Here is a 22,644-nt window from a genome sequence, read left to right on the forward strand (position 1 = left end):
CATTGATTCGCTTGGGAGCAGCGTAAGCTTGGCGAGCTGTTTGAAAAAGCCGGATCAGGCGGAACTCCCAAATCTTCTGTGGCTGAATATTACAACGGAGATATCCCGTTTTTGAGCATTTCTGATGTATCCGATTCGAATGGCTATATTAAGCAAACCACAAAGATGATTACTGAAGCAGGTTTACAAAACTCTGCTGCTTGGATTGTTCCGAGAGGAGCAATTAGCTTGGCAATGTATGCTTCAGTTGGGAAAGTAGCAGTTCTTGAAATCGATGCTGCTACTTCTCAGGCCTTTTACAATATGGTCTTCACAGATTCTTCTGTTCGTGATTTCGTGTACCAATGCTTGGTAAAAGCGAGTGTAGAAGATTCATGGAGGCCATTTATCTCTACTGGTACCCAAGCCAATTTAAATGCAGAGAAAGTACGAAATGCTGTAATCTACAAGCCATCAGATAAACAGGAAATTGAATTAATCAATCACTACTGTTCAACTGTTGATTCCCTCATCGATTTGTGTCGGCGAAAATTTGATCTTCTCACGCAAGCGAAGAAAGCTTTAATGCAGCAGATTTTCTCTCAACAGCTGCGGTTTAAGGCTGATGATGGTTCTGATTTTCCGCGGTGGGAAGAGAAGAAGCTAGGGGAAATGGCTATCCTTCGCAACGGATATGCTTTCAGTAGTTCTACTTATGTACCTCACGGGTATTATCACATAATTACGATTGCAAATGTACGAGGAGAACATTTCATAACAGTAGATTCCAGTACTAGTACAATCGATGAGTTGCCAAAAAACATCGCTCATTGGCAGGTATTAAAAGAAAACGATATATTAATCTCTCTGACTGGTAATGTCGGGCGGGTTTCTCTAAATCGGGGTTCAAATAATTTACTCAATCAACGTGTTGGTCTATTGGAAGTTAATAGTACCGAGCTCAATGTGGAGTATCTGTATCAAAGAATTTCCTCTGCTGATTTTGAGCAAGCTATGCTCAATGCTGGTCAGGGAGCAGCTCAACAAAATATCTCTAAGTATGACATTGAAAATTTCAGGGTTTCTATCCCATCTCTCCCCGAACAGAAGAAGATTGCTGCTTGTTTGAGTTCTGCTGATGCGCTTATCGATCAGGCTCGTGTTGAGCTTGAGCAGTGGCAGGAGGTGAAGAAGAGTCTGCTTCAGCAGTTATTTGTGTGAGTAGTAATGGGTTTCTGCCTCATAGGAGGCAGAAACCTTCATTGTTTTAGAGTTGGCTTAAGTGTTTCATGACTTTGTCACGGTCTTGATTTTCCAGCTCTTGAATAATGTGCAGGTAGGTTTTCTCTGTGGTCGTCGTATCCGCGTGTCCCAGACGTTTGGAAACGCTCGGAATCGATACACCTTCATACAACAGCAGTGAAGCGTGAGTGTGACGTAACCCGTGGATAGAGATTACGGGAATTCCTAACTGCGTGCAGTAGCGTTCGAGAATGTCGTTCACTGTTGAGTTGAACACGCGCTTACCCTCAGGAACAAAAATCGGCTGATCAGCAGACTTTCCTTCACACAGGGTGGTTAACTGATGAATCAGTTTCCAATCAGCAGGTATTTTCCTCACTGAAGTAGGGTTCTTTGTTTGCTGAAAACCACCCGTACTGCTTTTATAATTCCAAGAATTGGTCACGCTGATAATCTGGTGTTCTCTATCAATGTCAGCAGGAGTGAGAGCAAGAGCCTCAGCATAACGCAAACCGGTTTTCGCCACCACGAGAATAAACCAATCCCAACTTGGTTGCGAGCCCAAGTGCAAGTGGCGCAACAGCAACTGCAACTGGTAAAGGCTGAGAAATTTTGTTTTCTTTGCTTTGGGAGCACGCCCTTTGATGACCGCTCGACGAGTAGGATCATGAACAAGCAAACCATCATCTAAAGCGTCAAGAATGGCTGCTTTCACGTGGTGGTGGAAATCCATCACCGTTTGCCTCTCGTGAGTTTGAGCATACTTGTTCAATAATGCCTGGTAGCTTGCCCGGTTCAACTCGTGCAAGTGCAGGTTGGGCGCAAGCTGGGTGATGTGGTCGAGAGTTTTCTCATACTTGCGCAACGTGACAGGACGAACTGCGCCTTCTTTGTAGAGGTGAATCCAGTGCGCGTAATAGGTGGAAAACAATTGTTTACTCGGATATCGAGCCATAATACATCTCCTGTGAAATCGGTGGAACAATTGCACAGGAGAGTATGCACGGCTGACTGCCTACACAAACAACTGCTGAAGCAGACTCTTCTTCACCTCTCGCCACTGCTCCAATTCAACACGAGCCTGATCGATAAGTGCATCAGCAGAACTCAAACAAGAAGCAATCTTATGCTGCTCAGGAAGAGAAGGAATAGTAACCTTTACTCGAGTTAGAGATCGTTGACTAATTCCTTGTGCTGTTCCCCCAGTAGCGAGGATACGTAGTTGATTTTGTACTTGCGGAGATCGCAAAAGACAAGCTAGGTAATCATCTGAAACAAGATCACCTTGCGGAATAAAAGCAATAACTCTCTGACTTAGGATATATGGTTCAGAATCAGGAATCTGAGCAACATTCCCCATGGGAGCTTCAGTAGTGATCACAACCTCTCCTGGGTATAATTCGTTACCTGTCATCCATTTGTCATATAAAGCTTTATTTCCATAGTGAGGATCTACAGCAAAGTCAATATATCCTTGTTTTACATTTAGTGCAGAGAGGGCGAGATATTTTGTCGGCTCTGGAGTCCATTCCATTCCAATCTTTTTCGGAGTTTTACCCCTATAATCGATGATTCTGTCTATTAATTCCAAGAATCGTCGATCTTCCCACTCCGGAAAATCAGAGCCATCATCAGCCTTAAAGCGCAGTTTGCGAGAGAAAATCTGCTGCATCAAAGCTTTCTTCGCTTGCGTGAGAAGATCAAATTTTCGCCGACACAAAGTGAGGGTGGAATCAATGGATCCGAGGAAAGAAGAAATTACTTTCTGCTCTTCGACGGAAGGCAACGCAACTGTTGTCTCCAGAACTTGCTTTTTGGAAACACTAGGAATTGTTGCAGTCTGCTGATCACGAATAAGTTGATTTTCTCTAACTTTTAACGCATAGTAGAGGAAAATCCAATCAGACTCATCCAACACCTCAATAGAATGGCAGCTGTTGCCAGCCCAAAAAGCCGTAGCTGAACGGTTTACGAAGCCAGCAGCTCCTCTGGCACTAATAATGACTTTGTTCCCTGTCTGATTGTATTCACTGTAGTATCCAGTATTAGTTTTCCCTCCGTTGTAGACCGGGTAAGGATAAGAATCATCTTGCTTAGTCTTGATAACAAATTCGCCACTCGTAACTTTGCAGAAGTCCTGGATTCTTCGCTGCTCCCAATCGTTCGTGAAGCCGTCAAAACGCACAGAAGGAGTTGATTTTTCACTCATCAGAGCCGACCTTCTTCTGCAAGAATGAAACGAAGGAATCAAGGTTTGCCTGCAGTTGAGCGTCGTCAGAATGCAGCTGGCGAGCCATACCCAAAAGCTCCTTCTGCTTTTGCATCATCTGAGAATCAATATCACTCAGCTCACGAGTCACAGCACCCAAATCAACTGGTGGCTCCTCCTCAAACGTATCAACGTAGCGAGGAATGTTGAGGTTGTAATCGTTGCTGGCAATCTCATCCATGCTGGCAACATGAGCGAACTTATCAACGTCCTGACGCGCAACATAAGCGTTGACAATCTTAGAAATGTTCTCATCTGTCAAGGAATTCTGGTTCTTACCAGGCTTAAATTCCTTACTAGCATCAATGAAGAGAATGTTATTCTCATTCGCCCCACGGTTGCTCTTCAACACAAGCAAGCACACAGGAATAGATGTGCCATGGAAGAGGTTCGGAGCCAAACCAATAACAGCATCCAAACGGTTCAAATCGCGAACAATGTACTCACGAATCGTCTGCTCAGCACCACCGCGGAAAAGCACACCATGTGGCAACAGCACAGCCACACGGCCATCCTGCTCATCCATGTGGTAGAGCATGTGCTCCACGAAAGCATAGTCAGCGTGCGACTTGGGAGGAAGCTTGCCAGCGCCGGAATAACGAGGATCATCCAACAAAGCAGGGTTCGCATCATACTTCAACGAATACGGCGGGTTGCACACCTGAACCGTCATCTTCACATCGCCATACTTATCCTCACGAAGAGTATCTCCCTTGTAAATGTCAAAGTTCTGATAATCAATGCCGTGCATGAGCATGTTCATGCGAGCCAAGTTGTACGTGGTTGCATTGTTTTCCTGACCATAGAAATGACCAACGCGCTGCTTCGTCAAATGCTTCTGCACTTCGAGCAACATGGAAGCAGAACCGCAGGTGCAATCGCCCACCGTCTTCGCCTCATCCAAGCCGATAGTAGCCAAAGTTGCCACCAAGCGTGACGGGCCAGCCGGAGTGAAGAACTCACCACTCTTCTCTTCTTGCCCGCGTCGGAAGCGAACTTACCGATCAAGATCATGTATGCAGTGCCAAGAACATCGAACTGCTGGTCGGCAACATGCAAATCCAGCTCGTTGACGCGCAGAATCACCTTGGAAATGAGAGCGGTACGGTCAGCAACAGAATCGCCTAAATCGGGGTCCTGCAACTTCATGTCGTTAAACAAGCCAGAGAAATCCGACTCTGAAGGCTGGCCAATAGTGGAGCCCACCAGTTCGTTGACCGCGCGCTCATAATCTTCAATGCTGAAGCGGTCAGCGTCATCGCGAGGACTGACAATCTTACGAACAAGCTCGCGGTACAGGTTCTCCGGCTTAATAATGAAGCCCAAGCCAGCCAGCGACATCTGCTCCACAGCCGGGCGGTAGTCATCGTCAGCGAATGCCTGCTCGTAAGTGATGTCAGAATCCTCATTCTTGAGCAGGTTCTTCATGTAGTTTTCTGTGCTCTGCGAAAGGTAGGAGTAGAAAATAGTGCCCAGAATGTAGTTGCGGAACTTGGTAGAATCCATGTTGCCGCGCAGGTCGTTGGCAATGGCCCACAGCTTGCTGGACAGTGCGGCGGCCTGGTCGCGGTAGATAGCTTCCTTCTGTTCAGAAGTTTCCTGGGAAGCTTCGTTGGAAGTTCCCTCAGGGTTTCTCTCAGAAGTTTCCGTGGGCATGTGAGCCTTTTCATCGCTGACAGCGTTATCAACGAGATTTTCCACCACAGAGTGCTTATCCGTCATACTATTCTCCTTCAGCCTGGAAGCGCAGGGATTCCTGCTTCACAAATTCTTTGAGAGCCTTGATCAGCTTGATCACTTTCAACAAGCCCAAGTGGTACGGCTCGAGTGCCTTACGGATGTCCTCATCGGAGAGCTCACCGCGGAAGTTATGCTCAGTGAACACGTGCTGAACATCCTCCGGTTTCAAGCCGTTCTCCTGAGCGAAAGCCTCGAGTTCGTGCTGCAGCACCTGCTTCTCATATTCCTCATAAGCCTCAGAAATATTCGCATCCTCGGGAAGCTCATAGAACACGTTCTCCAAGAAGCCCACAATAATGTCCTTCTTGGCACGCAAAGCAGCATTATCAGAGCGCTCAATTTCGCGCTTGACGAGGTCAATATCACGCTCGCGCTCCTCAGCCGTCTTTTTGCTGGATTTTGCTTCCTTCAGCAAGCCCAGAATATACATAACGTTGATGCGGTCAGTGCGCACGAGTTCGATTTCAAAATCAACATCAACCGGAACTGGCGCTTTCTTCTTATCATCCTGAACGCGCGTTTGATCGTAGAAGTACAAGTATGCCGACTTATACACTTCAAACTCTTCTTCATCCATCGCAACAGAGAGGTCGTGCCAATCAAACTGCGAGAAGGTTTTCAGCGTAGCCAGCGTTCCTGCCAGAGCGCGGAAATTAACAATAAACTCGCGAATATCGTCTTCAGCCTGCAAGTTCAAAGCCATATCAGCCGTCGGAGCAACCAACCTGACGTGAGCAACATTGCGAACCCAGCGCTCGAGGTATTCCGGGTAGCTTTCCAGCACGATGCAGTTAGGGTCGCCATCACCTGAGAACAGGCGCAAAGCGTCATCCTGTGCCTTCTTGATGTTGCGGTAAGAAATAATTTGGCCAAACTGCTTCGTTGGCTTATCCACACGGTTGGTACGCGAGTACGCCTGAACGAGCGAATGCCACACGAGGTTCTTATCCAAGTACAAAGTATTCAGTGTTCTCGCGTCGAAGCCAGTCAGCATCATGTTGACGACCAGCAGGATGTCGATTTGTGGAAGCTCCTTTTGCTTCATTCGCTTGGAAATATCCTTGCGGTAAGCATCGAAGGAGTCGAGGCCGTAAGCTGTGTTGAACTCTTGGTTGTAGTCGTTCATGATGCGCTGGAGAAGCATTTGCGCGTTCTCCTTTTGCACTGGTGCAAGCTGCTGGTCGCCTTCTGACGTATCGGCTTGAGGGTCGAGGTACATCGCAGGATTATCAGGAGCATCCTCATTATCTGCGTAGGAGAAAATAGCAGCAAGGCGGAATCGCTTTTCCTCTGGTCGCTGCTCGTTGAGGGCCTTGAAGACGTCATAGTACTTGCCCAAAGTTTCTATCGAGTCAACAGCAAAGAGCGAGGTGTACGTGTCTGCTCCTTGAATGGCGTGCTGATCGTGATGGGCAAAAATATGTTCTGCAACCTTCTCAATGCGCTGAGGGGCATGGTAGAGCGGGGAAATGTCGATATCATGCTCTGCACAGTACTGTGGGTCGTCAAGCTTCTCAGGGTCAACACCTGGAGCAGCAACATCGGTAATTTTGATGGAATTCTCAAACTCCACGGAGAAGCGCAGAACATTGCCGTCGGCGATGGCGTCCTTGATCATGTACTTGTGCAAGCACGCTGGGAGCTTGTCGCCTGCGGAGAAAATGTCTGCTGTGGTTTGGCGCGCACTTCCCCTATTCTCTTCGAAAATCGGGGTTCCGGTGAAGCCAATGTAATTGGCGTTGCGGAAGGTGCGGTCGATATCGCGATGCATTTTGCCAAACTGAGAGCGGTGACATTCGTCGATAATGAAGACGACCTTCTTATCGCGGTAGCTTTCCATCAGATCGCGGTAGCGTTCGCTACGCACTGCGGTCGCCATCTTTTGAATGGTGGTGACAATCAGTTTTCTGTCGGCTTGCTTCAGCTGCTTGACAAGCACTGCCGTCGAGGTAGAGCCGTCGACACTGTCTGCTTCGAAAGAGTTATATTCATCAACCGTCTGGTCGTCGAGGTCCTTACGGTCGATGAGGAAAATCACTTTGTCAATCCTGGGCTGGTCGCGCAAAAGCTGGGCGAGCTTAAAGGATGTCAGTGTTTTACCCGAGCCTGTGCAAGCAAAGACGTATCCGTTCTTATTTTCAACGATGACGCGCTTCATAGCTGCCTTCACCGCGAAAATCTGATACGGGCGCATTACCATCAGCACAGGCTCAGTGGTTTTGATCACCATGAACTTGCTGATCATTTCCACGAGAGCGGCACGCTGGAAGAAGGTGGCGGTGAACTCTTCGAGCCTGTTAATACGCTTGTTGTGCTCATCAGTCCAGAAGAAGACGAGCGACTTCAAAATATTGTTCGGTACACCGTTAACCGTTTCATTCTCATTGCAGAAGTACTTAGTCAAAGCCGAGTTCGACACGACGAAAAGCTGCAGGAAGTGGAAAAGGCCTTTGAAGGAGTAACTGCGATACCTGTTAATCTGATTGATCGCTTCGTTAATATCAACGCCATTACGCTTCAATTCAATCTGAACCACAGGAAGGCCGTTGAGCAGGACGGTGACGTCATAGCGGTTCTTATACACCACATCGTTGCGATGAGCGGGGTCCATGGTGATTTGGTGGGCAACTTGGAAAGTGTTATTGTCCCAAATCGAGTCAAAGAAGCTTAAATAGACGGTTTTCTCATTGTCGAGCGTAAGCACCCATTGGTCGCGCAGAATCTTCGCCGACTCGTACACCGACTTCTTGTCGACATGGTTCATCACGCGCTCAAACTCAGAGTCGGAGAAGCTTGCCTCACCCTTGGCCTCAATGAGCTTTTTCGCATTGAGCTTGGCGAGTTGAACGCGGAAGTTATCAAGGACGTCTTGGTACGTATGCAGATCGACGTACTCATAGCCAATCTGTTCCAAGCGCTCGATGAAGAGATTCTCCAGCTCCAACTCTGACACCCGTGTCATAATGACTCCTCACGTCGATGGGGTGAGTGGGCCCGACGCGGGTCGAACGCGCGACCTTCTGTTCCGGAGACAGACGCTCTATCCACTGAGCTACGGGCCCATAAAAAGTGCTGGCCATGTCAAAGAGTCCATACAAAAGATGACGCGACCAGCACAAGCTCAACTCTAACACTTTCGCTGTATCGCAGCGAAAGTGTCAGGCGGGAAAAGTACCGCTTTCCCTGCAAGCTCAGGTTTTCTTGTCCAGCAGTTTGGCTTGAGATTAGCACTTCTCAGTACAGCAGCACGGACAAGCGGCGGCGGGCGCGAGCAACGCGAGGGTCGTCATCCCTGCAGATGGGGAAGTACGACACGAGGCGCTTCCTCACCTCATCCAAAGCCTCACGGTGGCTGGCAGCAAAGTCGAGCAAGCGCGAGAAGGCGTCGTCAACAAAACCGCCGATCAGGTCAACATCCGCAACGGCCAACTGCGCATCCACATCATCTGGGTTGGCGGCAGCAGCCTCGCGCACCTTGTTCACGTTGGCAGTAGCAGATCGAGCGAGTAAGAGTGCCTTCGCGTGCTCGCGTGCAGCGATGCGATCGCTCGGGTCTGCTTCCAAAACCTTGCCGTATTCGAGGGCTGCGCCGGAGAAATCACCTTGAGCGGCGAGATCATGCGCTTTTTGGTGGGTTGGTGGCACATTGGCGTTGGTGGTTTCGCTGGTTTCGCTCGGTGCAGCATCCGCTTGCGCGTCCATACGGGCGGTACCGTAGCCGTCCGAACCGTCAGAAGCGGAAGATTCAGAGTCCTGAGAATCTTGGTCGGAACTTTCCATGTGAGGTGCCGTACCAGAAATGCCTTGCTTATGGGCAAGCTCAACCAGGCGCGCGACCACGCGGTCCATCTGCGCAAGCTCAGAAGCGTCAGGAACACCTTGGGTAATTGGGATTGGCCTGCCGCCCAGCAGCAGCACGAGGGCCGGAACGCCTTGCAATTGCAGGGCTTGAGCGATGGCCGGGTACTTCTTGGCATCGATGCGAGCCAGCTGAATGCCACCCTTCTGCGCGTCAACGGCCTTGTGCAGCACCTCGGTGAGCTTGAAAAGCCTGTCATCGTCAGCAATCCAGACGTACAGGAGCACCGGGTAGGTTTGCGAACTGCGCACTACCGATTCGAAGCTTTCGGTGGTCACGTCGATGGTATAGCCGCCAGCTTTCGGCGCGCCGCCCTTCTCGCCTGGCTTGGCGTCAACATGGTGGGCGACGGTGCTCAAGTCGACGGCACCTGCCAGCGAAATTCCCACGTTCATCTTTTCCTGTTTATCTGCCATTTTGCCTTCTTTTTTGGGAGTTTCTTAAGATTATCAGCGCTGTTTCACGTGGTGCGCAGCGCAGGGGCGCTCACTTCACGGCTTCAGCGGAAATCGGCTGGCGCTCAGCGCCCACAGCCTGAATCGTCGCCTTCGAACCAGCCGGTGGAATGTAGAGAGCAACCACATTGGTGTATTCCACACGGATTGTTGCCGTCGCCTCCTGGTTACCAAACAACGCTTTTTCTGCGTCAGAAGCAGGGCCAGAAGTGCGGCCCTCCCCTGCTGAGCGCGTCCATTCGGAGTTAATCGCCGCGATGACGAGGTCACCACCATCAGCGGAACGGACAACGGCCAGAGAGTTGTAATCCGGAGTGAAAATCTGGTGTTGTTCGCCCTTATTGGCCTTCACGCCTTCATCGACTGAGGAAACGAGGTCCGCCAAGCTCTTGCGGAACTGGTCGTCGCTAAACTTCTTCGGCATGTCGCCCGTCGGGTTCTCCAAGCTCGAGGCGTAGGCTGCGACAGCTTCGCGAGGAGTCATGAGCAGGCCGGAATCCTCCAAGGTGCCTTGGCGAGTGCCGATCGACGGAATTTCAAACTTCGGCAACTTCACGCCGGAGAACAGGCGCACCAAACCCCACAGCGAGTAGTTCTGCTGGCCATTGGGCTGGCGCATCACGAGCAAACGTTCCGACTGCTGGTCGTCGGTGGTGGTTGTGATGGTCACGATCGCGCGCGGCCAGCCGGTGGCGATGGGCAGAACGCGCTGGCGAATGGTGTGAGGAATGACCATTTTAGCATCATTCGTGTTGGTCTGCTTTTCGATGTTGAGCTGGCTGGTGCGAATGGCAAGCTCGGGGCCGGTGACGCGCGGGCTGAGCAGCGTTGGGTCTTTCTTTTCGTCGGCGGCGGCGATCGCGTCGAAAATGGCCTTTTCGATTTGCTTGGCCTTGCTCAGCGATACTGCCGGCTTGCTCACCACGTCGGTGCTGACCTGAGTCGTCGTGGTGGAGGGGCTCATTTGCCCGCATCCGGCGAGGCTCATCATGCTGGCAAGGGCAATGACGCTGGTAAGGCTGGTTTTCCAAGCTTTACTCATTGTTTGCCTCCTGGTCAGTTTTGTGTTGCTCAAGATTATCAGCGCTCTTCATCTCGTCCGAGCCACCCTCGGTTGCGGTTTCTCCGGTTGCGGAAGCGTCAGCTGCGGCGGCTGCGTCAGCCACCTCGTCGGTGGCGGCATCGGTGGCGGCATCGGTGGCGGCATCGCTGTCTGCCGCATCGTCCTTTTGCAGGAAGACGTGCAGCTCGGAGTCCAAACCAGACTCTTCCAAGCCCTGAGTGCCGAGCTTTTCTTCGGAAAGCCTGCGCAGGTAATCTTGGATGTCTGCGTCGCTCGGGCGCTGGTAGGTTCCGCCAGTGATTGGCGCGCTTGCATCCGAGCCAGCGGCGAAGCCCTCGCCCATACCTGTGCCCATATCCGTACCGTCAGTGCCAGCAATAGCAGAAGCATTAATCGGCTTCATCACCTGCGTGGTAGCAGCATCAGCAGCAGTGAATGAAGCACCTACCCCACTGTGAGCAGCACTGCCCGAAGCACCAGCAGCAGCCGAAGCACCCAGCACAGCAGCCGAAGCAGAACCCATCGAGACTGGCTGAATCACACCCGTCTGCTCTTGCATACGCTGAACGAAGTTAGCGCCGCGAACATCCACCACGTTCGGGCCGGTTGCCGCACCCGAAGCTTGAGATGAGCCCACTGCAGAGGATGGCTTGCGCGTAATCGACTTGAAGAATCCTGATAATCCTGTGTCGGACTGAGCGCGATGAGAGGAGACGTGACGGCGAGCGCGCTTACGTTCCTTCACCACGTGGTCATTCGCCCAGCGAGGAGCGTCGTCACCAGCGACCTTAATCTCCTCCGTGCCTTCCATCTGGGCCGGCATGCGTTCGGCATCGACCAGGCGCTTCGGCTTGCGGCGCAGGCGAGGCGCGAGGGCGAAAATCGTCGCCACAATGCCCGCCAGCAGCGCGACCAGAGCGGCCAGCAGCCACAAAAGCCGTGCAGTGGAGTTGAGGTCGGTGCGAATCCAGCTCATCTGCAAGGTTACCGGCGAGGCAGACTGCGAACCGGTCAGACTGGAGTTAGGGTTGGCGTCGATGATGAGCACGTCGGCGCTCGTCTTGTCACCCTTCCAGTTGAGCGTGACCTGCTTACCGCAGGAGACGCGCTGCCAAGAGTCGAAATCCTTGAAAAGCGGTACTTGCTGCTCGTCAACCTTGGTGTTGCGCGCTTTTGGTGCGGTGGCTTGTTGAGTGGCCAGCTGCGTCCAGGAGTGGGTGCCGGTGATGCGCGTGTACTTTTGCCCGGCAATCCAGCCTTCGGCGTCGGTAGAGCTGGTGAGGGCAACGCAGATGTCGTTGCTACTCGTCGCCTTAATTTGCACGGCATTGTTGATCAGCGGCAGCACACCGGTGTCGGTGACCGAGTAGCGAGTGGTGAGGCTCGCTTCGGGGCGCGCCCAGGGGTCGTTGTTCCACCGTAATTGGGTAATAAGGCCCAAGATTGCCAGGACGACTGCAACACCGGCAATTACTGGAGCAACGATCTTGCGAGCTCGTGCACTCGCCTTCTTTGCTTCCTGGTTAGTGTGGTGTGATTGCCGCTGTGTGCTACCTTCCCCGCGCTTGGCTGCCTGGCGTTCTTGGCGGGCGCGTTTGAAGTCGGCCCAGAAGTTTTTCTGTGTTTGGCTTTCGTCGCCATCGCGGTGAAGGCCCAGACTGCGCTTTTTGCGCTTCTTCTCTTCAAGTTCGCGATATTCTTCGACAGTTTCGGGCTTATGCTCGGGTTCTGCGTCGCCCTCCTCAGCACCCTCTTCAGAAGCCTTTTCAGAATCTTCGTCAGCGCTCTCGCTGGAGTTTTCTTCAGCTCCCTCGTGATCAGATGGCTGCTCAGCTGAATCAGCTGAATCCTGCTGGTCATCAGCCTGAGCAGGCTCTTCGGCTGGTTCAGCACCCTCAGCTGGCTCAGCCTCGGTGGCCGATTCAGCTTCAGCTGCCGACTCCGCGCTCTCAGCAGATGTGCTCTCAGCGGACGTGCCCTCAGCAGCTGCTTCCTCCCCAGATGCACCCTCATGAGATTCGCTCTTGCGAGATGTACTCTTGGGGGAAGGGTCAGCCTCACTGACAGGGCGCAGCACCTGCGTCTCAGCCTCACTAGCACTCATCTGATCATTCTTCATACCTTCTATCCTACCGAGAAGCGAGTAAAGGCGCTGATAATCTGAGAAAAAGCTGCTGCGCTACACCTACGAGTAGGCTTAAAAACATGAAATCACGTAATGTCATCACTCGTATCGCCGCCGGCGTACTCGCCTTGGGCATGAGCATCGCCATGATCGGCTGCGGCAACGATAACCCGGCTGCAACTGCTGCCAAAGCTTCCGGCATTCCGCTGCTCGAAGGCGTCAAGCTGAAGGGCTACGACAAGAAGGGCGTGCCACAGCTGGAGTTTAAGAAGCCACTGAAAATCTCGCAAAATTCTATCGCAACCCTTGAGCAGGGTAAGGGTGCCGACGTCAAGGATGGCCAGCGCCTCTGCTTCTACTCCGACGTGGTGAACGCGCGTACCGGCAAGGCCGTTTCAGAGACTTTCTCCACCAAGAAGCTCGACTGCACAGTGAAAGTAACCAAGCAGATTAGCAGTGAGTACCGCAAGCTGTTCCTCAGCGCCAAGCTCGGCGACATGTGGGCCATGGGAATCCCAGGCTCCTCCTCCGGCTCGCAGACCAGCTCGGCCAACTCTGATGACGCTTACATTTCCGTCATGAAGCTGATTTCCGCCGAGAAGGACCTCACTCGTGCCGAGGGCGACAAGGTGAGCGACATTCCAGCCAACCTGCCGAAGGTGACGCTTGACAAGAAGGGCAAGCCGAGCATCGATATGAACGGCTACAAGGGTTCCGACAAGCTCGTCGTTCAACCTCTCATCAAAGGTAAGGGTGCTAAGGTTGGCGAGCACGCTGTCGTCTCCGTCAATTACACGGGCTGGCTTCTGAACGGCAAGCAGTTTGATTCGTCATGGGATCGCGGCCAAAGCGCTGAGTTCTCCCTCGACCAAGTGGTGAAGGGGTGGTCTCAGGGCTTGGCTGGCCAGACTGTCGGCTCGCAGGTTTTGCTCGTCGTTCCACCGTCTTTGGGCTACGGCAATCAGGCTTCCGGCAAGATCCCGGCCAACTCGACGCTCGTCTTCGTCGTCGACATTCTCTCGGCGAACTGACAGCTGCGCGCAGTAGCGGCAAAGTTCAAGCCTTCGGCATCGCTTGAGATTATCACCGCGCTTCATCGCAACTGAAAATTGTGGCGGCTCCTTCGGGGGCCGCTTTTTTATGCGCACAATGGGGCTTTTGCTGGGCCCGGGCTGGCTGGCACGCCTGGTCAGACACCCAGCGCGCAACCCAGCCAGTGACCCGACCCGGTCAGAGAGCTCCCTAGCCAGCGCCTCACCTCAGAACAGCGTGAGAGCGGAATCTGGCTGCTCTTTCATCTCGTCATACGGCAAAATCAAGGTCGCAAACCCGCGAGATTGCGCCAAAGTCTGCGCCTGCGGGGTGATCGTCTGCGCCGCGAACATGCCATGCACCGGCGCTAGCAGCGGATCCTTGTTCAGCATCGTCACATAGCGCGTCAGCTGCTCGACACCATCAATGCCGCCGTGGCGCTTAATTTCAATAGCCACATTTTCGCCTTGCGCATTTTTCGCCATAATATCGACCGGCCCTATCGGCGTCGGGTACTCGCGCCTCACCAGAGTCGCGCCTTCACCAATGCGCTCAATCTGCTCGGCCAAAAGCTTTTGCAGATGCGCTTCCACACCGTCCTTGACGAGGCCAGGGTCCTGGCCGAGGTCGAAAGTCTGGTCGCTTTCCTTGCTAAAGAGGCGAATCACCAGCTGGTCGTCGCTCTTGGCTGCTTGTACGCGCAAAGTCACGATCGGCTCAGCACTCTCAGCCATAGGGTCCTCAAGTTTATCAGCGCGCTTACTCTGCCCTGCACCAACTGAACTGTCGTCGTCACTCTTCACATTCTCAACTTCGGTACTCTCCGAGTTATTGTCGTCACGAGTCGCCGAGTCCTCGTCGTCATTGTTGTCGGCTGTCACTTCGTGGATCGTGCACGGAGCTGCCATCCAGTTCAGCGGTTTATACGAGCCCAGCTCGGAAAAGATCAACACTGATTGGTCGGCTTTGATCATCAGCACTCGCTTCGCCCTCGGCAGGGTTGCGTTGAGGCGGCCCGTGTATTCAGCTTCGCAAACTCCAACAATAATGCGCATGCACTCTAGGCTAGCGAGGCCAGCGAATATGCACACGCCAAAAGGAGCCGATGAACTGCACTGATAATCTTGAGCACTAAAAAAGCCTCTCCCCGAAGAGAGAGGCTAAAAACTGGCTCAAGTGCCACAAACTCAGGCCAAACGGCCCGCACGAGAAGCTAAACGGCCAGCGAGGCCGCCCAGCGAGAGGTACCGGTAGCGGCCTCTACTCAGGCTTGCTCGCCAGCAGAAGTGTGAGCGGCATGCAGCTCCTCAGAGCAATGCGGAACGGCAACAGTCAGCTTGTTCTCGTCGAAAGAAGCAAAACCACCATCGACGTCGAAGAAGTGACGGTTACCCTCAGCATCGACAATCCGCACGCGGCCCTTTCCCAAAATGGTCAGCACAGGCTCATGCCCTGGCAAAAAGCCCATCGAACCAGCGACATCAGGAATGACAACGAACTTCGCCGGGCTCGTGAACACCGGGTGATCACTTGCCACGAGGTTCAAGTCAAACTGTTTGCGCGAGGCCTTCACGGAATCGTCTGTCATCACTCACCGTATTCCTTCTGCATGTCGTGCCACTTGCGCTCGAGGTCCTCGATGCCGCCGATCTGGGAGAAGGCCTGAACTGGGACCTTATCGTACACACCGTCGCAAATACGAGTGAAGGCTTCGATCGTCTCATCTGCTGGGACGTAAGAGCCCTCGAGGCCGGTGAACTGCTTTGCCACGTAGAAGTTCTGACCGAGGAACTGCTGGATCTTACGAGCGCGGTTCACCGTGGTCTTATCTTCTTCGGACAGCTCGTCGATACCGATCAGGGCGATGATGTCCTGCAGCTCGCGGTTGCGCTGCAAAATAGCCTTCACGCGGTTAGCGCACTCGTAGTGAGTCTTGCCCACATAACGAGGGTCGAGAATTCGCGAGGTGGAAGCCAGAGGGTCCACTGCCGGGTAAATACCCTGAGAGGCGATATCACGCGAAAGCACGGTTGTTGCATCCAAGTGAGCGAAGGTCGTCGCTGGAGCTGGATCGGTGTAATCATCTGCTGGGACGTACACAGCCTGCAGAGAGGTGATGGAGTGGCCCTTGGTGGAGGTAATACGCTCCTGCAAAGCACCCATCTCATCTGCCAAGTTTGGCTGGTAACCCACTGCGGAAGGCATGCGGCCCAGAAGGGTCGACACCTCAGAACCTGCCTGGGTGAAGCGGAAGATGTTATCGATGAAGAGCAGCACGTCCTGGTTCTGCACGTCGCGGAAGTACTCTGCCATAGTCAGAGCGGTCAGCGGCACGCGCAGACGGGTACCTGGGGTCTCATCCATCTGGCCGAACACCAAAGCGGTCTTATTGATAACGCCTGCAGCAGTCATCTCGCCGATCAAGTCGTTACCCTCACGGGTACGCTCGCCGACGCCTGCGAACACAGACACACCACCGTGGTTCTGAGCAACGCGCTGAATCATCTCCTGAATCAGCACCGTCTTGCCCACACCTGCACCACCGAACAGGCCGATCTTGCCGCCCTGAACGTATGGGGTGAGAAGGTCGATCACCTTGATGCCGGTTTCGAACATCTGGGTGCGAGGCTCGAGCTGGTCGAAGGCTGGGGCATCGCGGTGGATGTTCCAGCGCTCGGTCACCTTGATCTGCTCGCCTTCCTTCTTGTTGAGGATGTCGCCAGTAGCGTCGAAAACGTGGCCCAGGGTCACATCACCAACTGGAACGCTGATCTGGCTGCCGGTATCCTCCACAACAGAGCCGCGGACCAGGCCATCGGTTGGCTTCAAAGCGATGCAACGCACCACAGAGTCGCCGATGTGCTCCTCGACCTCAAGGGTGATGGTCTGAAGCTGCTCGCCCTCTTCTTGAGAAGCAGGGTTGATCTTCACCTTCAGAGCATTGTAGATATCCGGGATGTGGCCCACCGGGAACTCAACGTCGACCACAGAACCCTGTACAGCGACGATGCGGCCCTTAGAAGCGTTCTTGTTCTCCTCCGAAGCTTCCTGCTTCGTGGCCTCGGTGGCATCCTGCTTAACAGCTGTTTGAGCCATGATGCTCCACTTCCTTATTTTTTCTTCTTCAGCGCGTCGGCGCCGCTAACGATCTCGGTCAGCTCCTGCGTGATCTGTGCTTGGCGAGTCTGGTTCTCTTCCAAGGTGAGCTGATCAATGAGCTTGTTCGCATTATCCGTGGCCGAATGCATAGCGTTCTGTCGGCTTGCCGTTTCCGAGGCAGCAGCAGTCAACAAGCATTCGTGGATACGAGACTGCACATACAACGGAAGCACAGTGTCCAACACCGTTTTGGCATCCGGCTCGAATGCGTAGAGCGGAATAGGGCGGTGTTCGATCTTCTTACCGTTGATCTGGTCTCTGATCTCGCCACCTTCATCGTCTACCAGTGCGATCGGCAGCATGCGCAGCACGCGCACCTTCTGGACGACGAGGTTCACGAACTCGGTGTAGACGATGTACAGCTCCGAAACACCACCTTCCACTGCTGGACGCATGTAGGCTTCCAGCAGCTTGGAGGAGATGGAACTTGCGAGCTTGACAGAAGGATGGTCAGATTCACCTTCCCAGGTACCTTCCAAGTCGCGGTTGCGGTACTTGTAGTAGCTCACACCGCGCCGGCCTGCCACATACAGTTGTGGAACTTTACCCTGCTTATCCAAAGAGGCGAGCAGGCCTTCTGTTTCGCGCAGAATATTCGGAGTGTAAGCGCCGGCCATGCCGCGGTCAGAGGTGATTGCCAAAACCGCTACATGGTTGTTATCCGGCTCTTGCCTAAAAATCGGGTGATCGATATCCGTGTGGGCGACCAAGCTCAGCATCGCGTCGTTGAGCGCATCCGTATACGGCTTTGCATCCAGGGCGACCTTACGAGCCTTGGCGATGTGCGAAGAAGCGATCATCTCCTGAGCTTTGAAGATCTTTCCCAGAGATTCTGTGGATGCAATGCGCTTTTTCAGTGCGAGTTGAGATGGCATGGATCAGTTCTCCTTTGCAGCAGAACGATCAGCAGAGGCGTTGGAATCGTCAGCCTTTGGGCGAACGATCTGCTCCTGGCGAACCTCAGTTGGCTCTTGAACCTGCTGCTTGGCGTCGACCAGTGGGCGGCCGTCATGGCAGATGAAGGTTGCGCGGAAGTCATCCACAGCCTGAGCCAACTGCTTCTCGGTTTCAGCCGAGAGGTCACCAGTTTCGCGAATGGTGTCCATCACCTTGGTGTTGGAAGCCACATAAGCGTGCAGCTGGGATTCGAAGTTGGCCACATCGACCAAGTCAACATCGTCCAGCTTGCCGTGAGTGCCAGCCCAAATGCTGACAACCTGTTCTTCCATGCTGAAGGGATGGAACTGAGGCTGCTTGAGCATTTCCATCAGGCGAGCGCCACGAGTCAGCTGTGCCTTCGAAGCGGCATCCAAATCGGAAGCGAACATGGCGAAGGACTGCAGGGAGCGGTACTGGGACAGAGAGATTTTCAGGGTTCCAGAAACCTTCTTCAAAGCCTTTGCCTGAGCTGCACCACCGACTCGGGAAACGGAGATGCCGACGTCGATAGCTGGACGCTGATTAGAGTTGAACAAATCAGTCTGCAAGAAGATCTGGCCATCAGTGATGGAAATCACGTTGGTTGGAATGTATGCAGACACGTCGTTTGCCTTGGTTTCGATGATCGGCAGGCCAGTCATCGAGCCGCCACCCAAGTCGTCAGAGAGCTTGGCGCAGCGTTCGAGCAGACGAGAGTGCAGGTAGAACACGTCGCCTGGGTATGCCTCACGGCCTGGGGAACGACGCAGCAGCAGGGAAATAGAGCGGTAAGCTTCTGCCTGCTTGGACAGATCATCGAAGACGATGAGAACGTGCTTGCCGTTGTACATCCAGTGCTGGCCGATTGCAGAACCGGTGTATGGCGCAATGTACTTGAAGCCTGCTGGGTCGGATGCTGGGGAAGCCACGATGGTGGTGTACTCCATAGCACCGGAATCCTCGAGAGCAGAACGCACCGAGGCGATGGTGGAACCCTTCTGGCCAATAGCCACGTAAATGCAGCGCACCTGCTTCTTCGGGTCACCAGATTCCCAGTTAGCCTTCTGGTTGATGATGGTGTCGAGAGCCAGAGCGGTCTTACCCGTCTGACGGTCACCAATGATGAGCTGGCGCTGACCGCGGCCCACTGGCGTAATAGCGTCGATGGCCTTGATACCGGTCTGCAAAGGCTCGGTGACAGACTTGCGGTGCATAACGTCTGGAGCCTGAGCTTCCAGAACGCGGCGACCTTCGGCCTTAATCTCACCCAAGCCGTCGATTGGCTGGCCCAGAGGGTTCACCACGCGGCCAAGGAAAGCGTCGCCCACTGGCACGGAGAGAACGTCGCCGGTGCGGCGCACTTCCATGCCTTCCTCAATTTCAGAGAACTCGCCGAGAACGATCACGCCGATCTCGCGTTCCTCCAGGTTGAAGGCCAGACCCTGCACGCCGTTAGCGAAGGTCAACAGCTCGTTGGCCATGCAGCCCGGAAGCCCGGTCACATGGGCGATACCGTCGCCTGCAGTCTTGACGTGGCCGACCTCCTGGGTCGGTGCATCCGAGGGCTTGTAGGAGTCGACGAAGTCGTTCAGGGCCTTCCTGATGTCGGCTGGATTGATGGTCAGTTCAGCCATGTATCACTCCTTTTCGCGTTAGTTTCACCGTTGAGTTCGATCCGTTTCTCAGGATTATCAGTCAGGCTCATCAAGCCCTGGCTCCAAAGCTCGCGCGCAGGTTATTCAACTGACCTGCCACGGTGGTATCCGTCACGTCACGGCCGGAACGAATTCGCAAGCCGCCCATGACTTTCGGATCAACGATGACATTCACATGGACCTTGTGGTTCAACTTCGCCGCATAGATCCTCTTAATCCTGGCAATCTGCTCTTCACTCAAAGCAACGGCAGAAGTAACCGAGACTACGCGCTCACGCAAATGATGACCCAGTTTGACGATCATCCAGGAGAGAGTATCCGCATAACGGCGGTTGCGCAGGTCTTGGGTGGCGTGCCTGGCGAGCATGTCAGAGATCTCATGCAGACCAGAGTTGCCAAAGATCGTGTCGTAGAACTTCACACGCACACTCGAATCCACCGTTTGATCAGAGAGATTCGTCCTCACTTGCGGCAGGTTCAAAATTGAGCTGCGCAGCCAAGCCAACTCAAGAGCAATGATCTTGGTTGCTCCACGAGCGTCAGCGGCATACATCATGGCGTCAACTCCGAAATCCTCTACTGCATTAGCAATATCAGAGAATTGGCTCCATGGCCTTCTCACCAGGTCATCGATAATCTCGTGGGTGAGAGGCTGAGCGTGGGCTTCGTCCAAAATGCGACGAGCCAAAGCTGCGCGCTCTTCATCTGAGCGAGACGGATCGGTGAGCTTATCTTCCAGTGCTGGATTATTGTCCAGAAGCGAGCAGAGCTCAAACAGTTCTTTGCCCACTGTCAGTGAGCCGTCACCGAGCTGTTCAAGGGAAGCTGCAAAGTGATCCCTTGCCAGGCGATCGGACAATTGCGAGGTTTCACCGCGCATGTCTGCTCCTTTCCTTTCTGCTCGTCACTGGTTATTCGTGCTATTCGTGCTGGTTTGCGCCGAATCCTGGTCCTTTTCCATCGAATCCAAAAGAGAATCGATCATATCGGACTGGGCCTGATCATTTTCCAAATGCTGAGCAACGATCTTGGAAGCAAGTTCAGTTGCCATCTGGCCAAGCTCATCACGCAAAGCGTTCATAGCTTGAAGCTTTTGCGCTTCCACAGCCTTCTGAGCGTTGGCGGTGATCTGCTTAGCAGCAGAATCAGCCTTGGAGCGAGCATCCTCACGAATGTGAGATGCCTCAGCGCGAGCGTCTTCGCGAATATGAGAAGCTTCGCTCTTGGCGTTTGCCAAGCGCTGCTCATACTCGCTCTTGAGCTCTTCAGCTTCCTTCTGCACCTGTTCTGCCTGGTCCATACGACCCTGGATGCGCTGGGCCCTCTCGTCGAGAACCTTATTCATCTTTGGCATGAAGAACTTGGCGAAGAAGAAGATCAGGATGGCGAGGATGACCAGCGACCAGACAATGTCATATGTTTCCGGAAGGAACAAGTCAATTCCGGACGCAGCTTGTGTCAGCACAGCATCCTCCTTTAGCGTTCGTTATTGTTCGTCGTGCTCGTAATAAACCCTGAGGGGCAAATCACTTGACGAAGCACAGAACGAATGCCAGAAGGGCGAGAACCTCGACGAATGCGATGCCCAGAAGCATGAGCGTACGCAGCTGGCCAGCAACCTCTGGCTGACGAGCGGTAGACTCCAAAGCCTTTGCAGTCATCAAGCCCATGGCGATTGCTGGGCCGAGAGCAGCGAGGCCGTAACCAAGAATGTCGACGTTACCAGAGACAGCAGCGAGAGTAGCGATACCCATTGTTTCCCTTTCTCACACAAGAGGAGCTTTGCTCCTCGCCCGGCACAGTGCCGGAAAATTTTTTCGGTGCCGGTGAAACCGGCCTTTCCGGCCATGCCGGAAAAAAGTTGTACTGATAATCTCAAGCGCTAACAGCTGCCAGTTGAGCAGCAGGCTGAGCGGCCTGAGAAACTTTCTTATCCTCTTCTTCCTCTTCCTCACCCAAGCTCATCGAAATGTAGCTTGCCGTGAGAATGGAGAAGATGTACGCCTGCAGGCCGGCAACGAAGATTTCGAAGCAGGTCATGAACATACCGCCTGCCAGGGTCAGCACACCGAATGGTGCAAAGATCTTGGTATTGGTCTCGATGAAGAAGAACTGAGTCGCCGCCAAGCACATGCCGACCAGCAAGTGGCCAGAGAGCATGTTGGCGAAGAGTCGAACTGTCAGGGAGAACGGGCGAATCAGCGTGATCTCGATCAAATTGATCGGAGCCAGCAGGATGTAGATTGGCCAGGGGATTCCGGCAGGGAAGAGTTCCTCGCGCAAGAAGCCACCCAATCCATGAGCCCTAATTCCAGCTGCCCAGTAGTTATATACAGACCACAAGGCAAAAACAAGAGGTGCGCAGATCGTCGCGGTTGCAGCCATATTCGCAAACGGGATGACAGCGCCCAAGTTGAAGATGAAGATGGAGAAGAAGATGGTGGTAATCGTTGAAACGTAACGCTTACCCCTCTCCTTGCCGATCACGTCGTAAACGATGCTTTCACGGACGAAATCGAGACCATATTCAACAACGGACTGCCATCTGCTAGGAATGAGCTTCGCATGGCTTGCCGTAAGGCCCAGAACCACCAGAATAACGACGGTGAGGATGATACGGATCAAGATGATGCGGTTAATCGCGAACGGTGTGCCAGCGAATAGGGCTGGCTTGGGGAGGAAGTCCTCGATCGTCGGGTAATCTGGCTGCTTTGCCGATGCAAGGTGCATCAGGCCGCTAGCCGTCGTCAAGCCAACGAATGAAACCATTTCGCCTCCTGTAGATGTTGAGCACGGGGGCTCTTGCACTCGGTACACTCAGGGCACCTAGCGCAGGCCACCTCGCGTGATCGCTCCGCCTTACTTTACCCCTACGTGTTCCCCGTTAAAGGACATATAAGGCGTGTCGGCTTGAGATTATCAGGAAACAAGGCTGTTGTCGTGAGTAATTACTCACCCGCTAGTGTGAAAACATGAACGCCATGTGCAAGTACGGTACTGATTGCTTGAAATACGAAAACTTTACATCAGGGTTATCACTCAAGCTGATAACCCGTGAAACGAGTAATTTTTCAAAAATGTTACAAAATTCTGTACATGGACTCAGAAAAGCCTATGATCTCACACATTTTGCAGCTGTTATCAGATT

Annotated in this window: 18 protein-coding genes, 1 tRNA gene and 1 pseudogene; 2 read left to right on the top strand and 18 right to left on the bottom strand. The window is 53.3% G+C overall.

Annotation, left to right across the window (positions count from 1 at the left end; all coding sequences use genetic code 11):
• Positions 1–24 precede the first annotated feature (24 nt).
• Positions 25–1,200 (top strand): annotated as a pseudogene (locus AEAE_RS07010) (restriction endonuclease subunit S); the annotation flags it as partial.
• 46 nt (positions 1,201–1,246) lie between these two features.
• Here the strand turns inward: AEAE_RS07010 and AEAE_RS00105 are convergent.
• The 9 genes from AEAE_RS00105 to AEAE_RS00145 form a co-directional block, all read right to left on the bottom strand.
• On the bottom strand, positions 1,247–2,176 hold the full coding sequence (locus AEAE_RS00105) for a site-specific integrase (RefSeq protein ID WP_094689158.1): 930 nt from the start codon (positions 2,174–2,176) through the stop codon (positions 1,247–1,249).
• Positions 2,177–2,236: 60 nt separating this feature from the next.
• A complete protein-coding gene (locus AEAE_RS06810) occupies positions 2,237–3,430 on the bottom strand; it encodes a restriction endonuclease subunit S (protein WP_211277513.1) in 1,194 nt (397 codons plus the stop codon).
• Positions 3,423–4,418, bottom strand: a complete 996-nt coding sequence (locus AEAE_RS06865; protein ID WP_244569559.1) for a type I restriction-modification system subunit M — start codon at positions 4,416–4,418, stop codon at positions 3,423–3,425. Before AEAE_RS06865 ends, AEAE_RS06810 begins: the two co-directional genes overlap by 8 nt.
• Complete coding sequence (locus AEAE_RS06870) at positions 4,319–5,212, bottom strand: type I restriction-modification system subunit M N-terminal domain-containing protein (protein WP_244569560.1); 894 nt, start codon at positions 5,210–5,212, stop codon at positions 4,319–4,321. Before AEAE_RS06870 ends, AEAE_RS06865 begins: the two co-directional genes overlap by 100 nt.
• A 1-nt stretch (position 5,213) precedes the next feature.
• Positions 5,214–8,192 carry a type I restriction endonuclease subunit R gene (locus tag AEAE_RS00125; protein WP_094689159.1) on the bottom strand — a complete coding sequence of 993 codons (2,979 nt, stop codon included), beginning with the start codon at positions 8,190–8,192 and terminating at the stop codon, positions 5,214–5,216.
• A gap of 27 nt (positions 8,193–8,219) precedes the next feature.
• Positions 8,220–8,292, bottom strand: a tRNA-Arg gene (locus tag AEAE_RS00130).
• A 172-nt stretch (positions 8,293–8,464) separates the two neighbouring features.
• Positions 8,465–9,505 (bottom strand): tetratricopeptide repeat protein, encoded by a 1,041-nt coding sequence (locus AEAE_RS00135; protein WP_094689160.1) that lies wholly within the window; start codon positions 9,503–9,505, stop codon positions 8,465–8,467.
• 70 nt (positions 9,506–9,575) lie between these two features.
• Positions 9,576–10,586, bottom strand: coding sequence for a DUF8094 domain-containing protein (locus tag AEAE_RS00140; protein WP_094689161.1), 1,011 nt, complete (start codon positions 10,584–10,586; stop codon positions 9,576–9,578).
• Entirely contained in the window at positions 10,579–12,726 is a 2,148-nt protein-coding gene (locus tag AEAE_RS00145; protein WP_094689162.1) for a hypothetical protein, read from the bottom strand. Before AEAE_RS00145 ends, AEAE_RS00140 begins: the two co-directional genes overlap by 8 nt.
• 86 nt (positions 12,727–12,812) lie before the next feature.
• Between AEAE_RS00145 and AEAE_RS00150 the strand changes: the two genes are divergently transcribed.
• On the top strand, positions 12,813–13,763 hold the full coding sequence (locus AEAE_RS00150) for an FKBP-type peptidyl-prolyl cis-trans isomerase (protein ID WP_244569561.1): 951 nt from the start codon (positions 12,813–12,815) through the stop codon (positions 13,761–13,763).
• A gap of 228 nt (positions 13,764–13,991) precedes the next feature.
• Here AEAE_RS00150 and AEAE_RS00155 read toward each other — a convergent pair whose 3' ends face one another.
• The 9 genes from AEAE_RS00155 to atpB form a co-directional block, all read right to left on the bottom strand.
• On the bottom strand, positions 13,992–14,819 hold the full coding sequence (locus AEAE_RS00155) for an endonuclease (protein WP_094689163.1): 828 nt from the start codon (positions 14,817–14,819) through the stop codon (positions 13,992–13,994).
• 209 nt (positions 14,820–15,028) lie between these two features.
• Positions 15,029–15,352: a F0F1 ATP synthase subunit epsilon gene (locus AEAE_RS00160; protein ID WP_094689164.1), complete on the bottom strand. Its 324-nt coding sequence runs from the start codon at positions 15,350–15,352 to the stop codon at positions 15,029–15,031.
• Positions 15,352–16,860, bottom strand: coding sequence for a F0F1 ATP synthase subunit beta (atpD, locus tag AEAE_RS00165; protein WP_094689165.1), 1,509 nt, complete (start codon positions 16,858–16,860; stop codon positions 15,352–15,354). Before atpD ends, AEAE_RS00160 begins: the two co-directional genes overlap by 1 nt.
• A 14-nt stretch (positions 16,861–16,874) precedes the next feature.
• Positions 16,875–17,798: a F0F1 ATP synthase subunit gamma gene (locus AEAE_RS00170; RefSeq protein ID WP_094689166.1), complete on the bottom strand. Its 924-nt coding sequence runs from the start codon at positions 17,796–17,798 to the stop codon at positions 16,875–16,877.
• A gap of 3 nt (positions 17,799–17,801) precedes the next feature.
• The gene (atpA, locus tag AEAE_RS00175) at positions 17,802–19,475 is read right to left on the bottom strand and encodes a F0F1 ATP synthase subunit alpha (protein ID WP_094689167.1); all 1,674 of its coding nucleotides are present in this window, start codon (positions 19,473–19,475) and stop codon (positions 17,802–17,804) included.
• A gap of 70 nt (positions 19,476–19,545) precedes the next feature.
• Positions 19,546–20,376 (bottom strand): F0F1 ATP synthase subunit delta, encoded by an 831-nt coding sequence (locus AEAE_RS00180; RefSeq protein ID WP_094689168.1) that lies wholly within the window; start codon positions 20,374–20,376, stop codon positions 19,546–19,548.
• Between the two features lie 24 nt (positions 20,377–20,400).
• Complete coding sequence (locus AEAE_RS00185; RefSeq protein ID WP_094689314.1) at positions 20,401–20,958, bottom strand: F0F1 ATP synthase subunit B; 558 nt, start codon at positions 20,956–20,958, stop codon at positions 20,401–20,403.
• Between the two features lie 64 nt (positions 20,959–21,022).
• Positions 21,023–21,250, bottom strand: coding sequence for an ATP synthase F0 subunit C (gene atpE, locus AEAE_RS00190; RefSeq protein ID WP_094689169.1), 228 nt, complete (start codon positions 21,248–21,250; stop codon positions 21,023–21,025).
• A gap of 121 nt (positions 21,251–21,371) precedes the next feature.
• Entirely contained in the window at positions 21,372–22,265 is an 894-nt protein-coding gene (gene atpB / locus AEAE_RS00195) for a F0F1 ATP synthase subunit A (RefSeq protein WP_094689170.1), read from the bottom strand.
• Between the last annotated feature and the right edge of the window lie 379 nt (positions 22,266–22,644).

The organism is Aeriscardovia aeriphila (genome assembly GCF_002259595.1).
In the GTDB taxonomy this organism is placed as follows: Bacteria; Actinomycetota; Actinomycetes; order Actinomycetales; family Bifidobacteriaceae; genus Aeriscardovia; species Aeriscardovia aeriphila.

Excerpts from the sequence above, each read along its gene's own strand:
- AEAE_RS00105 (WP_094689158.1), bottom strand. The coding sequence starts at position 2,176 with ATGGCTCGATATCCGAGTAAACAATTGTTTTCCACCTATTACGCGCAC.
- AEAE_RS00125 (WP_094689159.1), bottom strand. The coding sequence starts at position 8,192 with ATGACACGGGTGTCAGAGTTGGAGCTGGAGAATCTCTTCATCGAGCGC.
- AEAE_RS06810 (WP_211277513.1), bottom strand. The coding sequence starts at position 3,430 with ATGAGTGAAAAATCAACTCCTTCTGTGCGTTTTGACGGCTTCACGAAC.
- atpA (WP_094689167.1), bottom strand. The coding sequence starts at position 19,475 with ATGGCTGAACTGACCATCAATCCAGCCGACATCAGGAAGGCCCTGAAC.
- AEAE_RS06870 (WP_244569560.1), bottom strand. The coding sequence starts at position 5,212 with ATGACGGATAAGCACTCTGTGGTGGAAAATCTCGTTGATAACGCTGTC.
- AEAE_RS00155 (WP_094689163.1), bottom strand. The coding sequence starts at position 14,819 with ATGCGCATTATTGTTGGAGTTTGCGAAGCTGAATACACGGGCCGCCTC.
- AEAE_RS00135 (WP_094689160.1), bottom strand. The coding sequence starts at position 9,505 with ATGGCAGATAAACAGGAAAAGATGAACGTGGGAATTTCGCTGGCAGGT.
- AEAE_RS00145 (WP_094689162.1), bottom strand. The coding sequence starts at position 12,726 with ATGAAGAATGATCAGATGAGTGCTAGTGAGGCTGAGACGCAGGTGCTG.
- AEAE_RS00150 (WP_244569561.1), top strand. The coding sequence starts at position 12,813 with ATGAAATCACGTAATGTCATCACTCGTATCGCCGCCGGCGTACTCGCC.
- atpB (WP_094689170.1), bottom strand. The coding sequence starts at position 22,265 with ATGGTTTCATTCGTTGGCTTGACGACGGCTAGCGGCCTGATGCACCTT.
- AEAE_RS00180 (WP_094689168.1), bottom strand. The coding sequence starts at position 20,376 with ATGCGCGGTGAAACCTCGCAATTGTCCGATCGCCTGGCAAGGGATCAC.
- atpE (WP_094689169.1), bottom strand. The coding sequence starts at position 21,250 with ATGGGTATCGCTACTCTCGCTGCTGTCTCTGGTAACGTCGACATTCTT.
- AEAE_RS00170 (WP_094689166.1), bottom strand. The coding sequence starts at position 17,798 with ATGCCATCTCAACTCGCACTGAAAAAGCGCATTGCATCCACAGAATCT.
- AEAE_RS00160 (WP_094689164.1), bottom strand. The coding sequence starts at position 15,352 with ATGACAGACGATTCCGTGAAGGCCTCGCGCAAACAGTTTGACTTGAAC.
- atpD (WP_094689165.1), bottom strand. The coding sequence starts at position 16,860 with ATGGCTCAAACAGCTGTTAAGCAGGATGCCACCGAGGCCACGAAGCAG.
- AEAE_RS00140 (WP_094689161.1), bottom strand. The coding sequence starts at position 10,586 with ATGAGTAAAGCTTGGAAAACCAGCCTTACCAGCGTCATTGCCCTTGCC.